The sequence below is a fragment of the Citrobacter sp. KTE151 genome (genome assembly GCF_000398845.1).
Taxonomy (GTDB): Bacteria; Pseudomonadota; Gammaproteobacteria; order Enterobacterales; family Enterobacteriaceae; genus Citrobacter; species Citrobacter braakii.
Window position 1 is genome coordinate 47,294 of record NZ_KB976063.1, and the last position, 16,030, is coordinate 63,323.

18 protein-coding genes are annotated in these 16,030 nt (G+C 52.6%); 16 read left to right on the forward strand and 2 right to left on the reverse strand.

What is annotated here, in order from left to right:
• From flgC to WC7_RS20870, 11 genes are all read left to right on the forward strand, one after another.
• Complete coding sequence (gene flgC, locus WC7_RS20920) at window positions 1-432, forward strand: flagellar basal body rod protein FlgC (protein WP_016151841.1); 432 nt, start codon at window positions 1-3, stop codon at window positions 430-432.
• On the forward strand, window positions 432-1,298 hold the full coding sequence (locus WC7_RS20915) for a flagellar hook capping FlgD N-terminal domain-containing protein (RefSeq protein ID WP_016151842.1): 867 nt from the start codon (window positions 432-434) through the stop codon (window positions 1,296-1,298). The genes flgC and WC7_RS20915 overlap by 1 nt, the downstream gene beginning before the upstream one ends.
• 26 nt (window positions 1,299-1,324) lie before the next feature.
• Entirely contained in the window at window positions 1,325-2,527 is a 1,203-nt protein-coding gene (gene flgE, locus WC7_RS20910; RefSeq protein WP_016151843.1) for a flagellar hook protein FlgE, read from the forward strand.
• Between the two features lie 9 nt (window positions 2,528-2,536).
• Window positions 2,537-3,274 carry a flagellar basal body rod protein FlgF gene (locus WC7_RS20905; RefSeq protein ID WP_016151844.1) on the forward strand — a complete coding sequence of 246 codons (738 nt, stop codon included), beginning with the start codon at window positions 2,537-2,539 and terminating at the stop codon, window positions 3,272-3,274.
• Window positions 3,275-3,304: 30 nt separating this feature from the next.
• The gene (gene flgG, locus WC7_RS20900; protein WP_016151845.1) at window positions 3,305-4,090 is read left to right on the forward strand and encodes a flagellar basal-body rod protein FlgG; all 786 of its coding nucleotides are present in this window, start codon (window positions 3,305-3,307) and stop codon (window positions 4,088-4,090) included.
• A gap of 68 nt (window positions 4,091-4,158) precedes the next feature.
• On the forward strand, window positions 4,159-4,824 hold the full coding sequence (gene flgH / locus WC7_RS20895) for a flagellar basal body L-ring protein FlgH (protein WP_029139421.1): 666 nt from the start codon (window positions 4,159-4,161) through the stop codon (window positions 4,822-4,824).
• A 14-nt stretch (window positions 4,825-4,838) separates the two neighbouring features.
• Window positions 4,839-5,960: a flagellar basal body P-ring protein FlgI gene (locus tag WC7_RS20890; RefSeq protein WP_016151847.1), complete on the forward strand. Its 1,122-nt coding sequence runs from the start codon at window positions 4,839-4,841 to the stop codon at window positions 5,958-5,960.
• Between the two features lie 8 nt (window positions 5,961-5,968).
• Window positions 5,969-6,271 carry a rod-binding protein gene (locus WC7_RS20885; RefSeq protein ID WP_029139422.1) on the forward strand — a complete coding sequence of 101 codons (303 nt, stop codon included), beginning with the start codon at window positions 5,969-5,971 and terminating at the stop codon, window positions 6,269-6,271.
• A gap of 98 nt (window positions 6,272-6,369) precedes the next feature.
• Window positions 6,370-7,746: a flagellar hook-associated protein FlgK gene (gene flgK / locus WC7_RS20880; RefSeq protein ID WP_016151848.1), complete on the forward strand. Its 1,377-nt coding sequence runs from the start codon at window positions 6,370-6,372 to the stop codon at window positions 7,744-7,746.
• A gap of 17 nt (window positions 7,747-7,763) precedes the next feature.
• Window positions 7,764-8,693, forward strand: coding sequence for a flagellar hook-associated protein FlgL (gene flgL, locus WC7_RS20875; protein WP_016151849.1), 930 nt, complete (start codon window positions 7,764-7,766; stop codon window positions 8,691-8,693).
• A 25-nt stretch (window positions 8,694-8,718) separates the two neighbouring features.
• The gene (locus WC7_RS20870; protein ID WP_016151850.1) at window positions 8,719-9,720 is read left to right on the forward strand and encodes a hypothetical protein; all 1,002 of its coding nucleotides are present in this window, start codon (window positions 8,719-8,721) and stop codon (window positions 9,718-9,720) included.
• On the opposite strand, the gene WC7_RS20865 is transcribed toward WC7_RS20870, so the two are convergent.
• The gene (locus WC7_RS20865; protein ID WP_016151851.1) at window positions 9,717-10,196 is read right to left on the reverse strand and encodes a hypothetical protein; all 480 of its coding nucleotides are present in this window, start codon (window positions 10,194-10,196) and stop codon (window positions 9,717-9,719) included. The two genes, WC7_RS20870 and WC7_RS20865, sit on opposite strands and share 4 nt — an antisense overlap.
• Window positions 10,174-11,121 carry a transcriptional regulator gene (locus WC7_RS20860; protein ID WP_016151852.1) on the reverse strand — a complete coding sequence of 316 codons (948 nt, stop codon included), beginning with the start codon at window positions 11,119-11,121 and terminating at the stop codon, window positions 10,174-10,176. The genes WC7_RS20865 and WC7_RS20860 overlap by 23 nt, the downstream gene beginning before the upstream one ends.
• A 555-nt stretch (window positions 11,122-11,676) precedes the next feature.
• Between WC7_RS20860 and lafA the strand changes: the two genes are divergently transcribed.
• The 5 genes from lafA to WC7_RS20835 all read left to right on the forward strand — a co-directional run bounded on the left by lafA (window position 11,677) and on the right by WC7_RS20835 (window position 16,027).
• Window positions 11,677-12,585 (forward strand): lateral flagellin LafA, encoded by a 909-nt coding sequence (lafA, locus tag WC7_RS20855; protein WP_016151853.1) that lies wholly within the window; start codon window positions 11,677-11,679, stop codon window positions 12,583-12,585.
• Between the two features lie 196 nt (window positions 12,586-12,781).
• On the forward strand, window positions 12,782-14,107 hold the full coding sequence (gene fliD / locus WC7_RS20850; protein WP_016151854.1) for a flagellar filament capping protein FliD: 1,326 nt from the start codon (window positions 12,782-12,784) through the stop codon (window positions 14,105-14,107).
• A gap of 33 nt (window positions 14,108-14,140) precedes the next feature.
• Window positions 14,141-14,533 (forward strand): flagellar export chaperone FliS, encoded by a 393-nt coding sequence (gene fliS / locus WC7_RS20845; protein WP_003843794.1) that lies wholly within the window; start codon window positions 14,141-14,143, stop codon window positions 14,531-14,533.
• 4 nt (window positions 14,534-14,537) lie between these two features.
• On the forward strand, window positions 14,538-14,855 hold the full coding sequence (locus tag WC7_RS20840) for a hypothetical protein (RefSeq protein WP_016151855.1): 318 nt from the start codon (window positions 14,538-14,540) through the stop codon (window positions 14,853-14,855).
• On the forward strand, window positions 14,852-16,027 hold the full coding sequence (locus WC7_RS20835) for a flagellar hook-length control protein FliK (protein WP_016151856.1): 1,176 nt from the start codon (window positions 14,852-14,854) through the stop codon (window positions 16,025-16,027). Before WC7_RS20840 ends, WC7_RS20835 begins: the two co-directional genes overlap by 4 nt.
• Window positions 16,028-16,030 lie beyond the last annotated feature (3 nt).

Sequence of the window (16,030 nt, forward strand, 5' to 3'; positions counted from 1 at the left end):
ATGTCGTTTACTGATATTTACCAGATTTCCGGCTCGGCGATGACGGCGCAAACCATCCGTCTGAATACCGTCGCCAGCAACATGGCGAATGCGGAATCTCCCGCCAGCAGCGAGGCGCAGGCCTATAAGGCGCGCAGCCCGGTTTTTGCTGCGGTTTACCACAATAGCCTGATGGGTGGGCATAACCGCCATGCCATTGATGGTGCCAGCGTACAGGTACAGGACGTCATGCAAAGCGGCGGGGCGGTGAAGCGTTATGAGCCACACCATCCGATGGCTGACCAGAACGGTTTCGTCTGGTATCCGGATGTCAATGTGGTCGAGCAAATGGCCGACATGATGTCCGCCTCACGTGATTTTGAAACCGACGTTGATGTGCTGAATAACGTCAAAAGTATGCAGCAAAGCTTACTCAAACTGGGAGAAGTGTAATGAATACCCTGGCTCTGTATGCCCAATCTCAGGCGCAGGCTCCTTCTTCGGAGAATACGGCGGTGGCTGAAAATAACGTCGGCGCCACGGCGCAAAGCAGCAATCTGGGAGACAGCAGTTCTTCCTCAACGTCGTCAACAACGAATACCAGCGGGACAAGCGGTACTCCAACCACGACAACGTCCACCGAAACGTCCGCGGTTGATACGTTTTTGACGCTGTTCGTGGCTGAAATTGAAAACCAGGACCCGACCGATCCAACCGATCCTACGGCCTATATCGATCAGCTCTCCTCCATGGCGCAGGTTGCCATGATGGAAGAGATGAGCGTCCAGGCGAACACCAATGCCGTGCTGATGAGCAACATTCAGGTGATGGCGCTGGGGAATATGGTCGGCGACGACATCATGGTGCAAACCACCTCGCTGGATATCGAAGACAACAGTCAAGAGATCCAGGGACGCGTGACGCTGGATGACAGTTGTACCGATGTGGATCTGCACTTTACCGATGAAGCCGGTGATGACTACACCGTGTCGCTGATCCCTGAAGGTGAAACCTCCGTCGGGCCCGGCCAGGTGGATTTCGACATCAATCCTGCGGATTACGGCATCCCGCCGGGCGATTACAGCGTATCCGTGGTGACCAATACCGGGGAAGAGGAAGTGCCGATTGAGGTGACGGGAACGGTGGAAGATGTGCGTATTCCGCTCGATGGCAGCACGCCGGTGCTCAACGTTGACGGCGTTGGCGAAGTGCCTTTCACCATGATCACCCAGTTTGGCGTACCGGACAGCACTGATGACATCACGCCGCCGGATACTGACGACGGCGGCGATAACGCCGACAGCAACACCGTGATCTGATCTCGTTTACATTACAGGAAGAAACAATGAGTTATGAAATTGCAGCGACGGGACTGAACGCCGTCAACGAACAGCTTGATGGCATCAGTAACAACATCGCAAACTCCGGGACGGTCGGGTATAAATCGATGACCACCCAGTTCTCCGCCATGTATGCCGGAACGCAGGCGATGGGCGTGAGCGTGGCGGGTTCGGCACAAAGCATCTCCACCGGCGGCTCTATGGTTTCAACCGGTAATGCGCTGGATCTGGCGATCAACGACGATGGTTTTTTTGTTATGTGTGACAGCGCCGGGAACATCTCCTATACCCGCGCGGGTTCCTTCGTGACGGACAAAAACGGCTATATCGTCAATGCGTCCGGCGATTACCTGCAGGGCTATCCGGTTGATGACAGCGGCACGCTGCAAACCGGTACCGTTACCGATATCCAGATTAAAACCGGCAACATCCCGGCGCAGGCCACAGACAGCATGACCTTCACGGCAAACTTTGACGCCAGTGATGAAACAATCGATCGCGCAACCGTGCCGTTTGATGCCAACAACAGCGATACCTACACCGACAGCTACACCACCACCGTGTATGACTCGCTGGGTAATGAGCACTCGGTTAGCCAGTACTTTACTAAAACGGCGGATAACACCTGGGAAGTGCAATACACCTTTGATGGTGAAGCGCAGAGCGGTGTACCGCCGACTACGCTGACCTTCGACCCAAATACCGGCAAGCTGACGGCTCCAACCACACCGCAAACCATCACCTTCACCACCGATGAAGCCGCACCGATTTCAATGACGATTGACTACTCCGATTGTACTCAGTACGGCTCTGATTTCTCGGTCACCACCAACGCCGCCACCGGTTATGCCTCTGCGACACAAAACGGCGTGCAGGTGGATGACGACGGTAAAGTGTACGCCACCTACAGCAACGGTGAGCGCATGCTGCAGGGCCAGGTTGTACTCGCCACCTTCCCGGATGAGAACGGACTGGAAGCAGTGAGCGGTACTGGCTGGGTACAGACGGGCGAATCCGGTACGCCGCTGATAGGCACGCCCGGCTCCGGCTCCTGCGGCACGCTCTCCTCTGGCATGCTCGAAAGCTCCAACGTGGATATCACCAACGAACTGGTCAATCTCATGACCGCCCAGCGTAACTACCAGGCGAACACCAAGGTGATTTCCACCAGTACGCAGTTGGATCAGGCTCTCTTCCAGGCGATGTAAGGCTAAGAAATGGATCGGTTGATTTATACCGCGCTGAGCGGCGCCACCCAGACGTTGCAAGAGCAGCAAATTAGCGCCAACAACCTCGCCAACGTCAACACCAATGGTTTTCGCGCGGATATGGCGATGGCGAGTAATGACAAAGTGAAGGGCGGTGGTTTTGATACGCGTTTTATGGCGAAGGAAAGTCCCAGCGGCGTCAATGACAGCACCGGCGTGGCGGAAAAAACCGAGCGCCCGCTGGACGTCGCCATTCAGGGGACGGGCTATATCGCCGTGCAGGATAAAGCCGGAAACGAGGTCTATACCCGCAACGGCAATATTCAGCAAGACGATCAGGGTCAGCTGACCATCGACGGTAACGTGGTGCTCGGAGATAACGGCCCGATTATATTGCCGCCGAACGCGATTGCCTCTTTCGGTAGCGACGGCACGCTCTCGGTTACGCCTGACGACGGTGATGTTACCGCCACGATGGATATCGATCGGCTGAAGCTGGTGGATATCCCGGTCGCCAATCTGGCGAAAAACAGCGAGGGAATGCTGGTGACGGCGGATGGCGTACCGGCCCAGCGCGATGAAAACATCAAAGTAAGCGGCGGCTTTCTGGAAGGCAGTAACGTGTCTGCGGTGAGCGAAATGATGTCGTCCATTGCGATGAACCGTCAGTTTGAAGCGCAAATCAAAATGATGAAAACCGCTGAAGATCTCAGCGACTCCGGCAACAGGCTGCTACGCGGCTCCTGAGTCGTAGCCTTTAATCAGGGATAAAGTTTTATGAACGCAGCGTTATGGATCAGTAAAACCGGCCTGTCGGCGCAGGATGCTGAGATGAGTGCGATTGCCAACAACATCGCCAACGTCAATACCACGGGCTTTAAGCGTGACCGCGTGATGTTTGCTGATCTGTTCTATCAGACTCAGGAAGCACCGGGCGCCATGCTCGATCAAAACAACATCATGCCGACCGGAATGCAGTTCGGTAGCGGTGTGCGCATCGTTGGAACCCAAAAAACCTTCACCGAAGGGAATGTGGAAACCACCGACAATGCGATGAACGTGGCCATCATGGGGCAGGGATTCTGGCAGGTGCAAAAGGCCAACGGGGATATTGCGTATACCCGTGACGGCAATATGCAGATTAACGCCGACGGCGTGCTAACCAACGCCCAGGGCTTGCCGCTGCAACCGGAAATTGATGTTCCCGCTGGCGCGACCAACGTGGCATTTGGCGAAGATGGCACCGTGACGGCGATCCTGCCCGGCGACAGCGATCCGACCGAACTGGGGCAACTGACGCTGGTGAATTTCGCCAACCCGGCGGGGCTTTCAGCCGAAGGCGACAACCTGTATCTGGAAACGGCAGCCAGCGGTCAACCGACGGAAGGTATTCCGGGGGAAGATGGTCTGGGCACCTTGCAGGACAGCGCGCTGGAAGGCTCGAATGTGGATATTGTCAACGAAATGGTGGCGATGATTAACGTGCAGCGCGCCTATGAGATGAACGCCAAAATGGTCTCTGCGGCAGACGATATGCTGCAGTTTATTAGTCAGACGCTGTAATTCAAGAATGTGAAATGCCGGATATCGGCTTCGCCTTATCCGGCAAATTTAAAGTAAACAGGCAGAACGTGAAAAATTATCTCTGGCTGGTGGTACTGCTGCCCCTGTTAAGCGGGTGCGAATCGCAGGCCCTCCTGGTCAAAAAAAATGACGAATTCTTTGCTCCTCCCAAAACCGAGTTGCCGCCAACGGCGGATGGTCGCGCGGGAGGAGTGTTCGAAACGGGTTACAAGTGGTCGCTGACGGCAGACCGCCGCGCCTATCGGGTGGGCGACATCCTGACCGTGATGCTGGAAGAATCCACCCAGTCGAGCAAACAGGCGAAAACCAATTTCGGCAAGAACAATACCGTTGATATCGGCGCACCGACTCTTTTTGGGCATACCAAAGATAATCTTTCCGCTTCCGTGGACGCCAATCGCGACTTCAACGGGACGGCGACCTCGCAGCAGCAAAACAGTTTGCGTGGCGAAATTACGGTGTCGGTGCACTCGGTACAGTCGAACGGCATTCTGGAAATTCGCGGTGAAAAATGGCTCACCCTCAACCAGGGGGATGAGTACATTCGCCTGAGTGGTCTGGTGCGCGCCGATGATATTCAAAACGACAACTCCGTCTCATCGCAGCGCATTGCCGATGCGCGTATCTCTTATGCGGGCCGTGGTGCATTGAGCGATGCCAATGCGGCGGGCTGGCTGACGCGTCTGTTTAACCATCCTCTCTTCCCGATCTAATGCAGGATTTTAATATGCAACACATAAGCGGGCGCTGGATGAAGGCGTTAAACGGCATCGTTATCGCCCTGAGCCTGGTGCTGCCCGGCACTACGCAGGCGCAATCTCTGGAGTCGCTGGTCAACGTCCAGGGGATCAGGGAAAACCAACTTGTTGGCTACAGCCTGGTGGTGGGGCTGGACGGAACCGGGGATAAAAACCAGGTCAAATTCACGAACCAAACTATTACCAACATGCTGCGCCAGTTCGGGGTACAGCTGCCGGGTAAAATCGATCCGAAGGTGAAAAACGTCGCGGCGGTAGCGGTCAGCGCGATGCTGCCGCCAATGTACTCGCGTGGGCAGACCATTGATGTCACGGTCTCGTCGATTGGCGATGCCAAAAGCCTGCGCGGCGGTACGTTATTGCTTACCCAGCTACATGGCGCAGATGGGGAGGTTTATGCCCTTGCACAAGGAAGCGTGGTGGTGGGCGGGATGAACGCGACCGGGGCTAGCGGCTCCAGCGTGACCGTGAATACCCCCACTGCCGGACTGATACCGAATGGCGCGTCGGTCGAACGTGAAATTCCCAGTGATTTCCAGATGGGTGACACCATTACGCTTAATCTGAAACGTCCCTCCTTTAAAGATGCCAATAACATTGCGGCGGCGATCAACGCCTCGTTTGGCGGCATTGCTACGGCACAAAGCTCGACCAACGTCAGCGTCCGCGCGCCAACCAGCCCAGGGGCGCGCGTTGCCTTTATGTCTCAGTTAGATGACGTCCAGGTTCAGGCAGAAAAAGTACGCGCCCGCGTGGTGTTTAACTCGCGTACTGGCACGGTGGTGATGGGGGATGGCATTGCCCTGCACGCGGCGGCGGTATCGCATGGCAGCCTGACGGTTTCCATCAATGAAAGCAGCAACGTCAGCCAGCCGAATGCCTTTGCCGGCGGTCGTACGGCGGTGACGCCGCAGAGTAATATTTCGGTGAATCACGCCCGACCGGGGATGATTACGTTGCCTGAATCCAGCAGCCTGAAAACGCTGGTTAATGCGCTCAACAGTCTCGGGGCCACGCCGGACGACATTATGTCCATTTTACAGGCCCTGCATGAAGCCGGGGCACTGGATGCCGATCTGGAGGTCATTTAATGGCCGACATCAAAGTGAATCATAGCGGGGGCATTGACGGTAGCGATGCGTTAATGGGCCCGAAAATTAAAGATAACGATTTGCAGAAAGCCGCCCAGCAGTTTGAAGCCATTTTCTTACGCAACATGCTGAAAGAAATGCGTAAAACCAATGAGATCTTCGACTCCAAAGATAACCCGTTTAACAGCGACTCGGTGCGCATGATGCAGGGGTTTTACGACGATCAGTTATGCAACAGCCTGGCCCAGCAGCACGGTATTGGGATTGCGGCGATGATCGTTAAACAGCTCTCCCCGCATCACAAAGGATAAAGGTTGCGCGGCGGCTTAAGAACTGAGGTTTTTTCGCCGCTTTTAATCGGCAAGGTTGTTAACGACAGACCGGGGAACTGACCGGCGAGGACTCTTTGATGGACATGATTAACATTGGCTACAGCGGCGCATCAACTGCGCAGGTGGAGCTTAACGTAACCGCGCAAAACACGGCGAACGCCATGACCGACGGTTATACCCGGCAGGTGGCCATCACCAGTACCATTGGCGCCAGCTCAGGCTCGGCGAACAGCGCGGGTAACGGTGTGCAGGTGGACAGTATTCGCCGGGTATCCAACCAGTATCAGGTGAACCAGGTCTGGTATGCCGCCAGCGATTACGGCTATTACAACACCCAGCAGACGTATTTAACTCAACTGGAAACCGTGCTCAGCGATGATAACAGCAGCCTGAGCGGCGGCTTTGACAACTTTTTTGCCGCGCTAAACGAAGCCACCACCAGCCCGGATGACTCCGCTCTGCGTGAGCAGGTGATCAGCGAGTCCGGCGCGCTGGCGCTGCGCGTGGATAACACCCTCGATTATATCGATTCGCAAAGCAGTGAAATCGTTAGTCAGGAGCAGGCGATGGTGGCGCAGGTGAATACGCTTACCAGCGGTATTGCCAGCTACAACCAGCAGATCACTGAAGCCGAAGCCAACGGGGATAACGCGTCTGCGCTCTACGATGCCCGCGACCAGATGGTGGAAGAACTGAGCGGCATCATGGATGTTCAGGTCAATATTGATGATGAAGGTAACTACAACGTCACGCTGCAAAACGGTCAGCCGTTGGTGAGCGGGCAAGAGAGTTCCACCCTCGAACTGGAGACCAACGCCGACGGCACGCAGAGCATGTCGCTGACGTTCGCCGGAACCACGTCATCCATGAACACCGATACCGGCGGCTCGCTGGGCGCGCTGTTTGATTATCAGAATGAGGTACTGACGCCACTGACGGGGACGATTAACAGTATGGCAGAGCAGTTTGCCGATGCGGTTAACACCCAACTGGCGCAGGGCTACGACCTGAACGGAAATCCCGGCGAGCCGCTGTTTATTTATGACGAAAACTCCTCGGATGGCCCGCTGGAAGTGAACCCCGATATCACCGCCGATGAGCTGGCGTTTTCCAGTTCGCCGGATGAAAGCGGCAACAGCGATAACCTGCAGGCGCTGATCAACCTCTCAACCGAACCGTTGGATATCGAGGGGCTTGGTAGCGTAACCGTGGGCGAAGCCTGTTCATCAATCATCAGTAACATCGGTATTTACAGCCAGCAAAACCAGACGGAAGCGCAAGCGGCGGCGAACGTGTACTCCGAAGCACAGAACCAGCAGAGCAGCGTCAGCGGCGTCAGCATGGATGAAGAAGCGGTGAACCTCATTACCTACCAGCAAATTTACGAGGCCAACCTCAAAGTTATCTCAACGGGCGCAGATATTTTCGACTCTGTGTTGGAAATGTGTAGTTAATCTGGAGGGCTATTATCATGCGCGTGTCTACCCAACAATCCTATGTGTCTATGACGAAGAGTTTTAACGACCTTTCCAGCGATCTTTCCCACGTTGTCACGCAGATGGCGACAGGGAAAAGTATTCTGCTGCCGTCAGACGATCCTATCGCTGCGACACGAATCACCCAGCTTAACCGCCAGCAATCGGCTCTCGATCAGTATCAAACTAATATTGATTCCGCCTCGGCGGGGATGAGCCAGCAGGAGTCTATTCTGGATGGCGTGAATAACGATCTGTTAGCGATTCGCGACGATCTGCTGGAGGCCGCCAACGGCACCAACACCGCCGAGTCGTTATCCAGCCTGGGGCAGGATATTCAGTCGATGACCGAAGCGATGGTCTCGGCGCTGAATTATCAGGATGAAGACGGTCACTATGTGTTTGGCGGGACGGTGAACGATCAACCGCCCATTGTCGCGGTAGATGCGGACGGTGACGGGGTGACTGACAGTTATACCTATCAGGGTAACGACGATCATCGCCAGACCACGGTGTCCAATGGCGTTGAGGTTGATACCAATGTGGCAGTCAGCGATTTCTTCGGCGATAGCCTCGACGTTCTGAACACTCTGACGTCGTTGTCGAAAGAATTACAGGATCCGTCGGTTGACCCTGCCGATCCACAGGTGCAAAGCGATATTCAAAATGCCATTGATACGGTGGATGTGGCCTCAGACGCGCTCAACGCTTCTATAGCCACCATTGGTGAAACGCAGAATACGATGAGCATGCTGAGCAGTGCTCAGACGGATATCACTACCTCCAACGATCAGCTTATCAGTCAGTTGAGCGATCTGGATTATGGCCCAGCCTCCATTACCTTTACCGGTCTGGAAATGGCGATGGAAGCCACTTTAAAAACCTACTCCAAAGTGAGTGAGTTAAACCTTTTCAGTGTGATTTAACAGTTAGCAGTAGCTCAGGAATAGTATGCAGGTCGGTTTAAATACAACATCACTCTCCGGTAGCGGAGCGCTTAATCCTTCTGTGCAGCAGCATACCGTTGCGCAGAATGCCCCTGTCCGTCAAAAGTTACCCGCAACGGCGAGTGATTACCCGGCCTCACCCCTTATTACTACCCGGCCTCAGCGCTACAGCGTGCAGCTTAACGATCAGCTTACCACGCTGCAGCAAGCTGACCACTACCTGGGGCAACTGGAGCAGCATTTGCTGGACTTTCGTCACGCCTCTCGCCGCGGCGGACAGACGCTGCAGCAGAAGGGGGCTGAACTAACTCAGTGGCTGGAAAAACGGCCAACATTGTCCGGTGATGCGGTCGACAGGCAGTTGCGTCCGGTTTTACAGGGTGAGGCACGCGTCACTTTTCACTCGCCTGAACTGGCGCAGATGCTGCAAAAAAACGCGATAAGTTCACGCATGTTCAGTGTTTCTGACGGGCGGCAGACGCAGCACTCTGCGGTGGTGGTAGGCGAGGACCTGGATCCTGGTCAATACAAAATGATGATGAGCAACGCGCTGCGCCGTGTCGGTGTACAGGTGCACGATCAGCAGGGGGCGCTGAGCTTTTCCACGACGGAGAAGCAATGGCAGCAGATCCAACAAACCCTGAGCGTACGTGATGTTGACGCGAAGTCCTCGGCGTTTACTCTGCTAAAGACATTTGCCGATCCCTCTCGTTCAGATGAGCTTCTGCAACATATCGCGCAGGGCAGTTCCCGCACTCAGGATGGGTTACAGCAGGCGCTGGATGCGATTGGCGATCAGCGCGCGCAAATGGCCGCGCAGCAGGAGAAGGCCCGGCAGCTGATTGACGGTATGGCGCGTTTTCCACAGGCAGAAAGTGCGGTTAAAGCATCTGAATCACTGGGCGGGGTACTGGATCATGCTAATCACAATTATCAGGTTTTAGCCCAGGCGGTCAACGGACAAGCCCGGCTTTCCAGCCAGACTGTCCGTAGCTTATTAAGTTAATTCTGCTGACAAGATGTTGTCGAAAAGGTAAATGCCGAGGGGTCTGTGATTAACAGGCCTCCTACATCCTGAGTGAAGAGCAAATTTTGCTGCGGGTTTAAATGAATCCACCACGTATGAAGGTTATGCTCAACAATAAAGGAACTGAAATTGGATAAGCGGAGATCGTTATTATCCGCTTTCGCATCGCTAAAATGAAGCTCACCTTGTTGAGATGATTCTGTAGAACGATTAAGGCAAGTGGAGATCTCGAATACCGAAGGAACCTGGTTATTATGTTCCAAAGGGATGAGCGTAAGGGCCGTATCCTTGTGTTGTGGGCTTAAAATAAGTTGGTAATGTGCATTCCTTCCGGCGTTAAGATCATAATAGGCAATAACCGTATGTTCAATATGGGCATGGGCCAGAAAACTAAAAAATAGGGAGGAAATAGCCAGGATATAAAAAGCGTAATTATTTGCATTTTGGCATTTCATTTAACATTTTCTCCACTTCTTTAATTAAAATACCATTCATTTCGTTATCTTTATTTAGCCAGTTATCAAAGCTTAGTGCTAACTGCCAGCTATCATTGCATTGATTGCTCATCACAATATCAAGTGCGAGTTTGTTCAACGAGACCCGATAATAAAGGGTCATCGAGGCGCTATGCGCGACCAACAGTTGATTGATTTGCTCTATACCAGGAAGAATATGTTTTGAAACAAGCGATAATGATTTCTTATTCTCACCTGGATCGTAAAGTTGATAGACCGTAATACGGTTGGCATTTTCAAGCGTTTCTTTAACCAGTTGTGGAGTTTCTTCCGTTTTAGTGGCTGATGGCGCTTTAAAATATGAGATCAGCGCAAACAGCGACAGAGCGACAACGATAACGGGCAAGGTAATCAGAACAGCCCGATAAGGATGATGTTTGGTTGCCAGTTTTTTCTTGCTAGCTTCATGTAATGAGCTGTTATTTAAAGATATTTTTTCTATTGTTGATGGCAGTTGCTCCTCAGATGCGAGGGTTTCAACTACCTCAGCATTCTCTTCGGTTACCTCACTGGCGCGGTCATCAACCTTATTTTCATTAGGAGCAATGATTTCAGTTAGATAGAGTTTATTAAACAAATACCCTTTTTTTGGTATGGTTTTTATAATTTCTTGTTGTTTACCATCATCATCAATAGCGACGCGCAGGGCGTGAACGGCTGTCGGCAGACTATTTCCACCGACGATGCGATTCTTCCAGACAGCGGTCATTAAAAATGAACGAGATAAAACAACATCGGCATTTTTAGCTAATGTCTCTAACAGAATAAAATGGTATTCGCCCAGGCGACGTATCTCACCTGTTTCACAGTGGATTAACGCATTAAGCGAAGCGTCCATCCGCCAATTGTTGACTACAATACTCATGGTTTATTATACCCGCGCAAGATTTTTATATCCCTGGTGTCACACCGTTAAAAATCAGTGCATTAAAATTCTGGAGAAATTGAGATGTCTTCTGCCTGAGAAACAGCAGGTAAATCGGTATTGAGTGTTTTTTATGCTGTGCAAAAGAGGATTGGAAATGTAGCGAAAGTGTCTGAGACTCACAATATAAAAATACAGGGCATTTGCAACCAAATGTAAAATAAAGTTATAACCAGGCGCTTTAAAACATTTTTATCTAAGTATAATCTTATCTTTATCATAAGGTTAACATATCAAATGTGTAATCGAACAGGTCGTTATTAGATATTTCTAATAATCTTTTAATTAAATCTTGATTGAGATCTTCCTTATGTGATGATTGTTTTGGTGAGGAGCACGGAAAGCTAAAATAGAGGTGAGAAACGTTTTATCTCTCGCGTTAACGATGTTATGCAAGGCGTAAAAAATTTTTCTGCAGCGCTTTAAGTTTTCCTAAGGGGTGGTCGTTTTTACAGAGTATCGAAACGAAAACGATTATTCCCAAGGAGCAGTACCATGTTATCGATTAATACTAATACCGCATCAATGTCCGCTGTTAATGCTATCAACAAAAGCAGCGCATCACTGTCTACTTCTATGGAACGTCTGGCGACAGGTAACCGTATTAACTCTTCTGCAGATGATGCTGCGGGCAAACAGATTGCCAGCCGCCTTACTGCGCAGTCCAGCGGTATGGGCGTTGCGCTGAGCAACATTCAGGACGCGACTGCCATGCTGCAGACTGCAGACAGCATGTTTGACGAAATGACCGACGTACTGGGCCGTATGAAAGACCTGTCCACTCAGGCAGCGAACGGAACCTACAACGACGAAGATTTGCAGGCGATGCAGGACGAATACGACGAACTGGGTCAGCAGATGTCCGATATGCTGCAGAACACCACTTACGGCGGCACCAACCTGTTCGGCGTTTCCGGTACCAGCAACACCGGCAAAGACGGTCTGTTCCAGGGGGCGGTAACCTTCCAGGTTGGTGCTGAATCTTCTGACACCATGACCGTTGATATCTCCAGCCAACTGGGCGATCTGGTTAATGCGCTGGATGATGTTAGCAAATCGTTCTCTGCTGACCAGACTGCGGGTAGCACGGGCATTTCCGGTGGTACTGAGCTGACCGCTTCTGGTTCTGCAAACCAGATGATCACCACTATCCAGACTGCAATGGACGACGTGTCTAAGATCCAGTCCAAACTGGGTGCATCTATCAACCGTCTGAACGATACCGCAGCGAACCTGACCAGCATGCAGGACAACACTGAAGTGGCGATCGGTAACATTATGGATACCGACTACGCGACGGAAGCGTCCAACATGACCCAGCAACAGGTGCTGATGCAAACCGGCATCACCATGCTGAAGCAGTCCAACAGCATGTCCAGCATGGTTTCCAGCCTGCTGCAGTAATTCCTGACTTAACGTCATTTACAACACCGCCACCCGGCGGTGTTGTGCTTTCAGCGACCTGGCTTTTACCTGGAAACCTTCCTGGGGAAGGGAAAAATCATTTCCGCCATTAAGTTAACTCACTGAATTTTAATTATAAAAATTATTGGCATGTATTTTGCTTTTACATAAATAACGTTGCACGGAGTCATTGATTATGAGCTTTACGAGTCCGATCCAAAAATTAGCACAACAATTTGCCTACGCCGATATTGCCACCCAGGCGACGAATCTGCAGAACCAACAGAACGAGTTGAATGCTGAGAGCAGCGGTCTGGACTCGCTCAGTACCGCGTTGACTGATTTTCAGACGGCAATCGATGCGCTGAACAGCGACACCGACGGCCCACTGACGTTTTCCGCCACCTCAAATAATGAATCGAATACGGTGTCGGCAAACTCGCAGGCACAGGCGGGGACCTACTCATTTTATGTTTCGCAGTTAGCGCAGGCGCAACAAACCACGTTCAGCATGAGCGACGATACTTACGCCGCGACGGGTTCATTTGAGATAACCATGGATGACGGCACAACCATGGATATTGACCTGTCTACGGTCGATGAGGATGGCGATAACTGTGTTGATGCCAGTGAACTGGTTGATGCGATTAATCACTCGGACGATAACCCAGGCGTGTCGGCGGCATTGGTTAAGACCGACGGCACGACCACCATCATGCTGACCTCTGATACCACCGGTGAGCAAAGCGGTTTTTCGGTGAGCGTTTCGGGTAACACCGATCTGGCTACGGCGGAATCCTCCAGTGAACAACAGATAACGCAAGCGCAGGACGCCATTATTCACCTCGGTAACGAGGATGGCCCTGCGATCACCAGCAGCAGCAATACCTTTGACGATGTTATCCCCGGCGTGACGATGACTTTTTCTGAGGTTAGCGATCCTGATGATCCTAACGATGTGACCACTTTTACCGTCGCGGAAGACTCCAGCGGATCGCAGGCTAAAGTGCAGACCTTTGTTGATGCCTACAACACCTTGATCGACACCATCGATTCACTGACCAGCTATGGCGATGACGACACGGCGTCCGGGGTTTTTGCGGGTGACGCCGGGATGAATTCGCTGGCAAATCAGATGGATGATATTGCTCACGCGTCTTACGGTGGCGTGTCGATTGTTGATTATGGCATCACGCTGGATTCTGACGGTCACTTACAAATTGACTCCACTCAGTTCAGTGAAGCAATGGAAGAAAACCCGGACGGTTTGACCGCTATTTTTGTCGGGGAGGACAGCATGGTCGCGCAGATGGACGACCTGATGGAAAGCTATCTGGATTCCAACAACGGCATCATCGCCCTGCGCCAGGAAAACATTGATAACCAGCAGAGCAAAATTCAGGACGAAGGCGATCAGCTGACTGAAACCTATAACACCAACTACGAGCGCTATGTGGAAGAGTACACCAATACGCTGGTGGAAACGTACTCCATGAAAATGAGCATGGCCGCGTTTATGTAACCGGCTGATTTAACAGAAGGATTGAGAATCAACATGTACGACACGCAGGATGGTTATTCGCAATACAAAGAGATGGATCTTGCTGCGCGTACCGCAGCAGCATCGCCATTAGAGCTGGTGCTGGTGCTGTTTTCGGGGCTGATGGACGAGCTGGAACGCGCCAAAAGCCACATTGAGAACAAACGCTATGAGCGCAAGGCGCAAAGCATCAACAAATGCATCGATATTCTCAACGCCTTAACCAGCTCGCTGGAGTTTGAAACGGGCGGCGAGTTGGTGGTGAATTTGTCCCGGCTGTATGACCACTGCGTCTACCGCCTGTATGAAGCCAGCGGCGAATTGTCGCTGGAAAAAATTGATGAAGTAATCCTCATCCTGACCAATCTACGCACAGGCTGGGAAGGTCTGTCGGCAAAGCTGGGATAAGACGATGGAAAGAGAGCGTCAGCAACAGCAGCTTTATGCCCTGGTAAAAGAGATGAACGAGGCGCTGGATCGAAAGCGTTGGCGCCGATTACCCGGCCTGCATCAGCAGGTGATGCGCGTTTTTCATGACTATGCCGCCTGGGAAACCGATGCCACCGCGTTGCGAGAGGTCAAAGACACCCTGCATGCGGCGTTTGAGGTGCTGATTGCCCGACGAACGCAGCGTGCGGAAGAACTCAAAGCGCGCATGGATCAACATCAGCAAAATCAGGAAGGAATGTTGGCGTACTCAATGGTTAATTTAATTTCGGAGAAGGCATGAATCCTGTATTACTGGCCTCGGCCAGTGCGTTGGCAGAGGCCACACCGGAAAAAGCGGCTATTTCGGCCCCAACAACGTCAACGAGCGGCAGCACGTTTTCTTTACCGCAGGCCGGGCTTAACGCGGTGGCTGAACGTTTGATCGGCGCAAAAATAAACCAACAGCAGGCGTCGTTGCCTGAGCATCAACGCGATGATGCAGATCCTGCGGCCATGCAGGCATTGCTGGCGATGTTACTGGCGCAACCGGCACAGCCGTTAACGCCTGCGGCGGCGCAGAAGCAGCCTGACGGTGAGATGCTGAAAATGCTGACGCAGGCGCAAACTACGGGGGCGGGGTCTGCGCTTTTGCGCCAACTGGCGAGCGCGATGGCCGGGCAAGGAAAACAATCCATGCCGTCGGCTGAGCAGCACGCCACGGATTTATCGTCACTGTCGCCAAAGCTGCAAACGTTACTGGCATCGATCACCGAGAATTTGCCCCAGGCAACCCCGGATCAGCAGGCCAAACTGGCGACATTCTCCGCCCAGGATCTGCGCGCGATCGCGCCTGAACCTGTCTCGCTTTCGACCTCACAGCAAATTTCCGCCCGGGTGAAGTCAGCGGATCACGCCGTTCCTCGCCCGATGGCGGTGAGAAAAACGGATAGCGTAACGGTTAACCCATCGCTTGCGTCGCAAAGTTTGCTCAATACGGCGGCGCAGGGAACTCAGCCGGTAAATGCCCTGAGCGACCACAACGTGGTGTCGACGCAAGTTTCCGCGCCTACCACGCTGTCAACAGAGGAGCTCGGCGAGAAGCTCACCGCGCTGCTCAAAGACAGAATTCAGTTCCAGTTGGGTCAGCAACAGCAGGTGTCGACCATTCGTCTAGACCCGCCATCGCTGGGCAAACTGGAAATTGCCGTGCAGCTGGACGCAGGAAAGCTGATGGTGCACATCGGCGCAAATCAGAGCGATGTCTGCCGCTCGTTGCAGCAATTTAGCGAGAACTTACGCCAGCACCTCACGGCGCAGAACTTCATGGAAGTGAATGTTCAGGTCTCTTCCGAGGGACAATCGCAACAGCAACAACAGCAGTCAGGTCATCAACAGGACGAGGTGACGTCGGCGCTAACGCTTAACGACGAACCTCAATTTCAACAGAACGAATCCGTTCTGATCAAAGTGTAAAAG

Excerpts from the sequence above, each read along its gene's own strand:
- flgC (WP_016151841.1), top strand. The coding sequence starts at position 1 with ATGTCGTTTACTGATATTTACCAGATTTCCGGCTCGGCGATGACGGCG.
- WC7_RS20915 (WP_016151842.1), top strand. The coding sequence starts at position 432 with ATGAATACCCTGGCTCTGTATGCCCAATCTCAGGCGCAGGCTCCTTCT.
- flgE (WP_016151843.1), top strand. The coding sequence starts at position 1,325 with ATGAGTTATGAAATTGCAGCGACGGGACTGAACGCCGTCAACGAACAG.
- WC7_RS20905 (WP_016151844.1), top strand. The coding sequence starts at position 2,537 with ATGGATCGGTTGATTTATACCGCGCTGAGCGGCGCCACCCAGACGTTG.
- flgG (WP_016151845.1), top strand. The coding sequence starts at position 3,305 with ATGAACGCAGCGTTATGGATCAGTAAAACCGGCCTGTCGGCGCAGGAT.
- WC7_RS20890 (WP_016151847.1), top strand. The coding sequence starts at position 4,839 with ATGCAACACATAAGCGGGCGCTGGATGAAGGCGTTAAACGGCATCGTT.
- flgK (WP_016151848.1), top strand. The coding sequence starts at position 6,370 with ATGGACATGATTAACATTGGCTACAGCGGCGCATCAACTGCGCAGGTG.
- flgL (WP_016151849.1), top strand. The coding sequence starts at position 7,764 with ATGCGCGTGTCTACCCAACAATCCTATGTGTCTATGACGAAGAGTTTT.
- WC7_RS20870 (WP_016151850.1), top strand. The coding sequence starts at position 8,719 with ATGCAGGTCGGTTTAAATACAACATCACTCTCCGGTAGCGGAGCGCTT.
- WC7_RS20865 (WP_016151851.1), bottom strand. The coding sequence starts at position 10,196 with ATGAAATGCCAAAATGCAAATAATTACGCTTTTTATATCCTGGCTATT.
- WC7_RS20860 (WP_016151852.1), bottom strand. The coding sequence starts at position 11,121 with ATGAGTATTGTAGTCAACAATTGGCGGATGGACGCTTCGCTTAATGCG.
- lafA (WP_016151853.1), top strand. The coding sequence starts at position 11,677 with ATGTTATCGATTAATACTAATACCGCATCAATGTCCGCTGTTAATGCT.
- fliD (WP_016151854.1), top strand. The coding sequence starts at position 12,782 with ATGAGCTTTACGAGTCCGATCCAAAAATTAGCACAACAATTTGCCTAC.
- fliS (WP_003843794.1), top strand. The coding sequence starts at position 14,141 with ATGTACGACACGCAGGATGGTTATTCGCAATACAAAGAGATGGATCTT.
- WC7_RS20840 (WP_016151855.1), top strand. The coding sequence starts at position 14,538 with ATGGAAAGAGAGCGTCAGCAACAGCAGCTTTATGCCCTGGTAAAAGAG.
- WC7_RS20835 (WP_016151856.1), top strand. The coding sequence starts at position 14,852 with ATGAATCCTGTATTACTGGCCTCGGCCAGTGCGTTGGCAGAGGCCACA.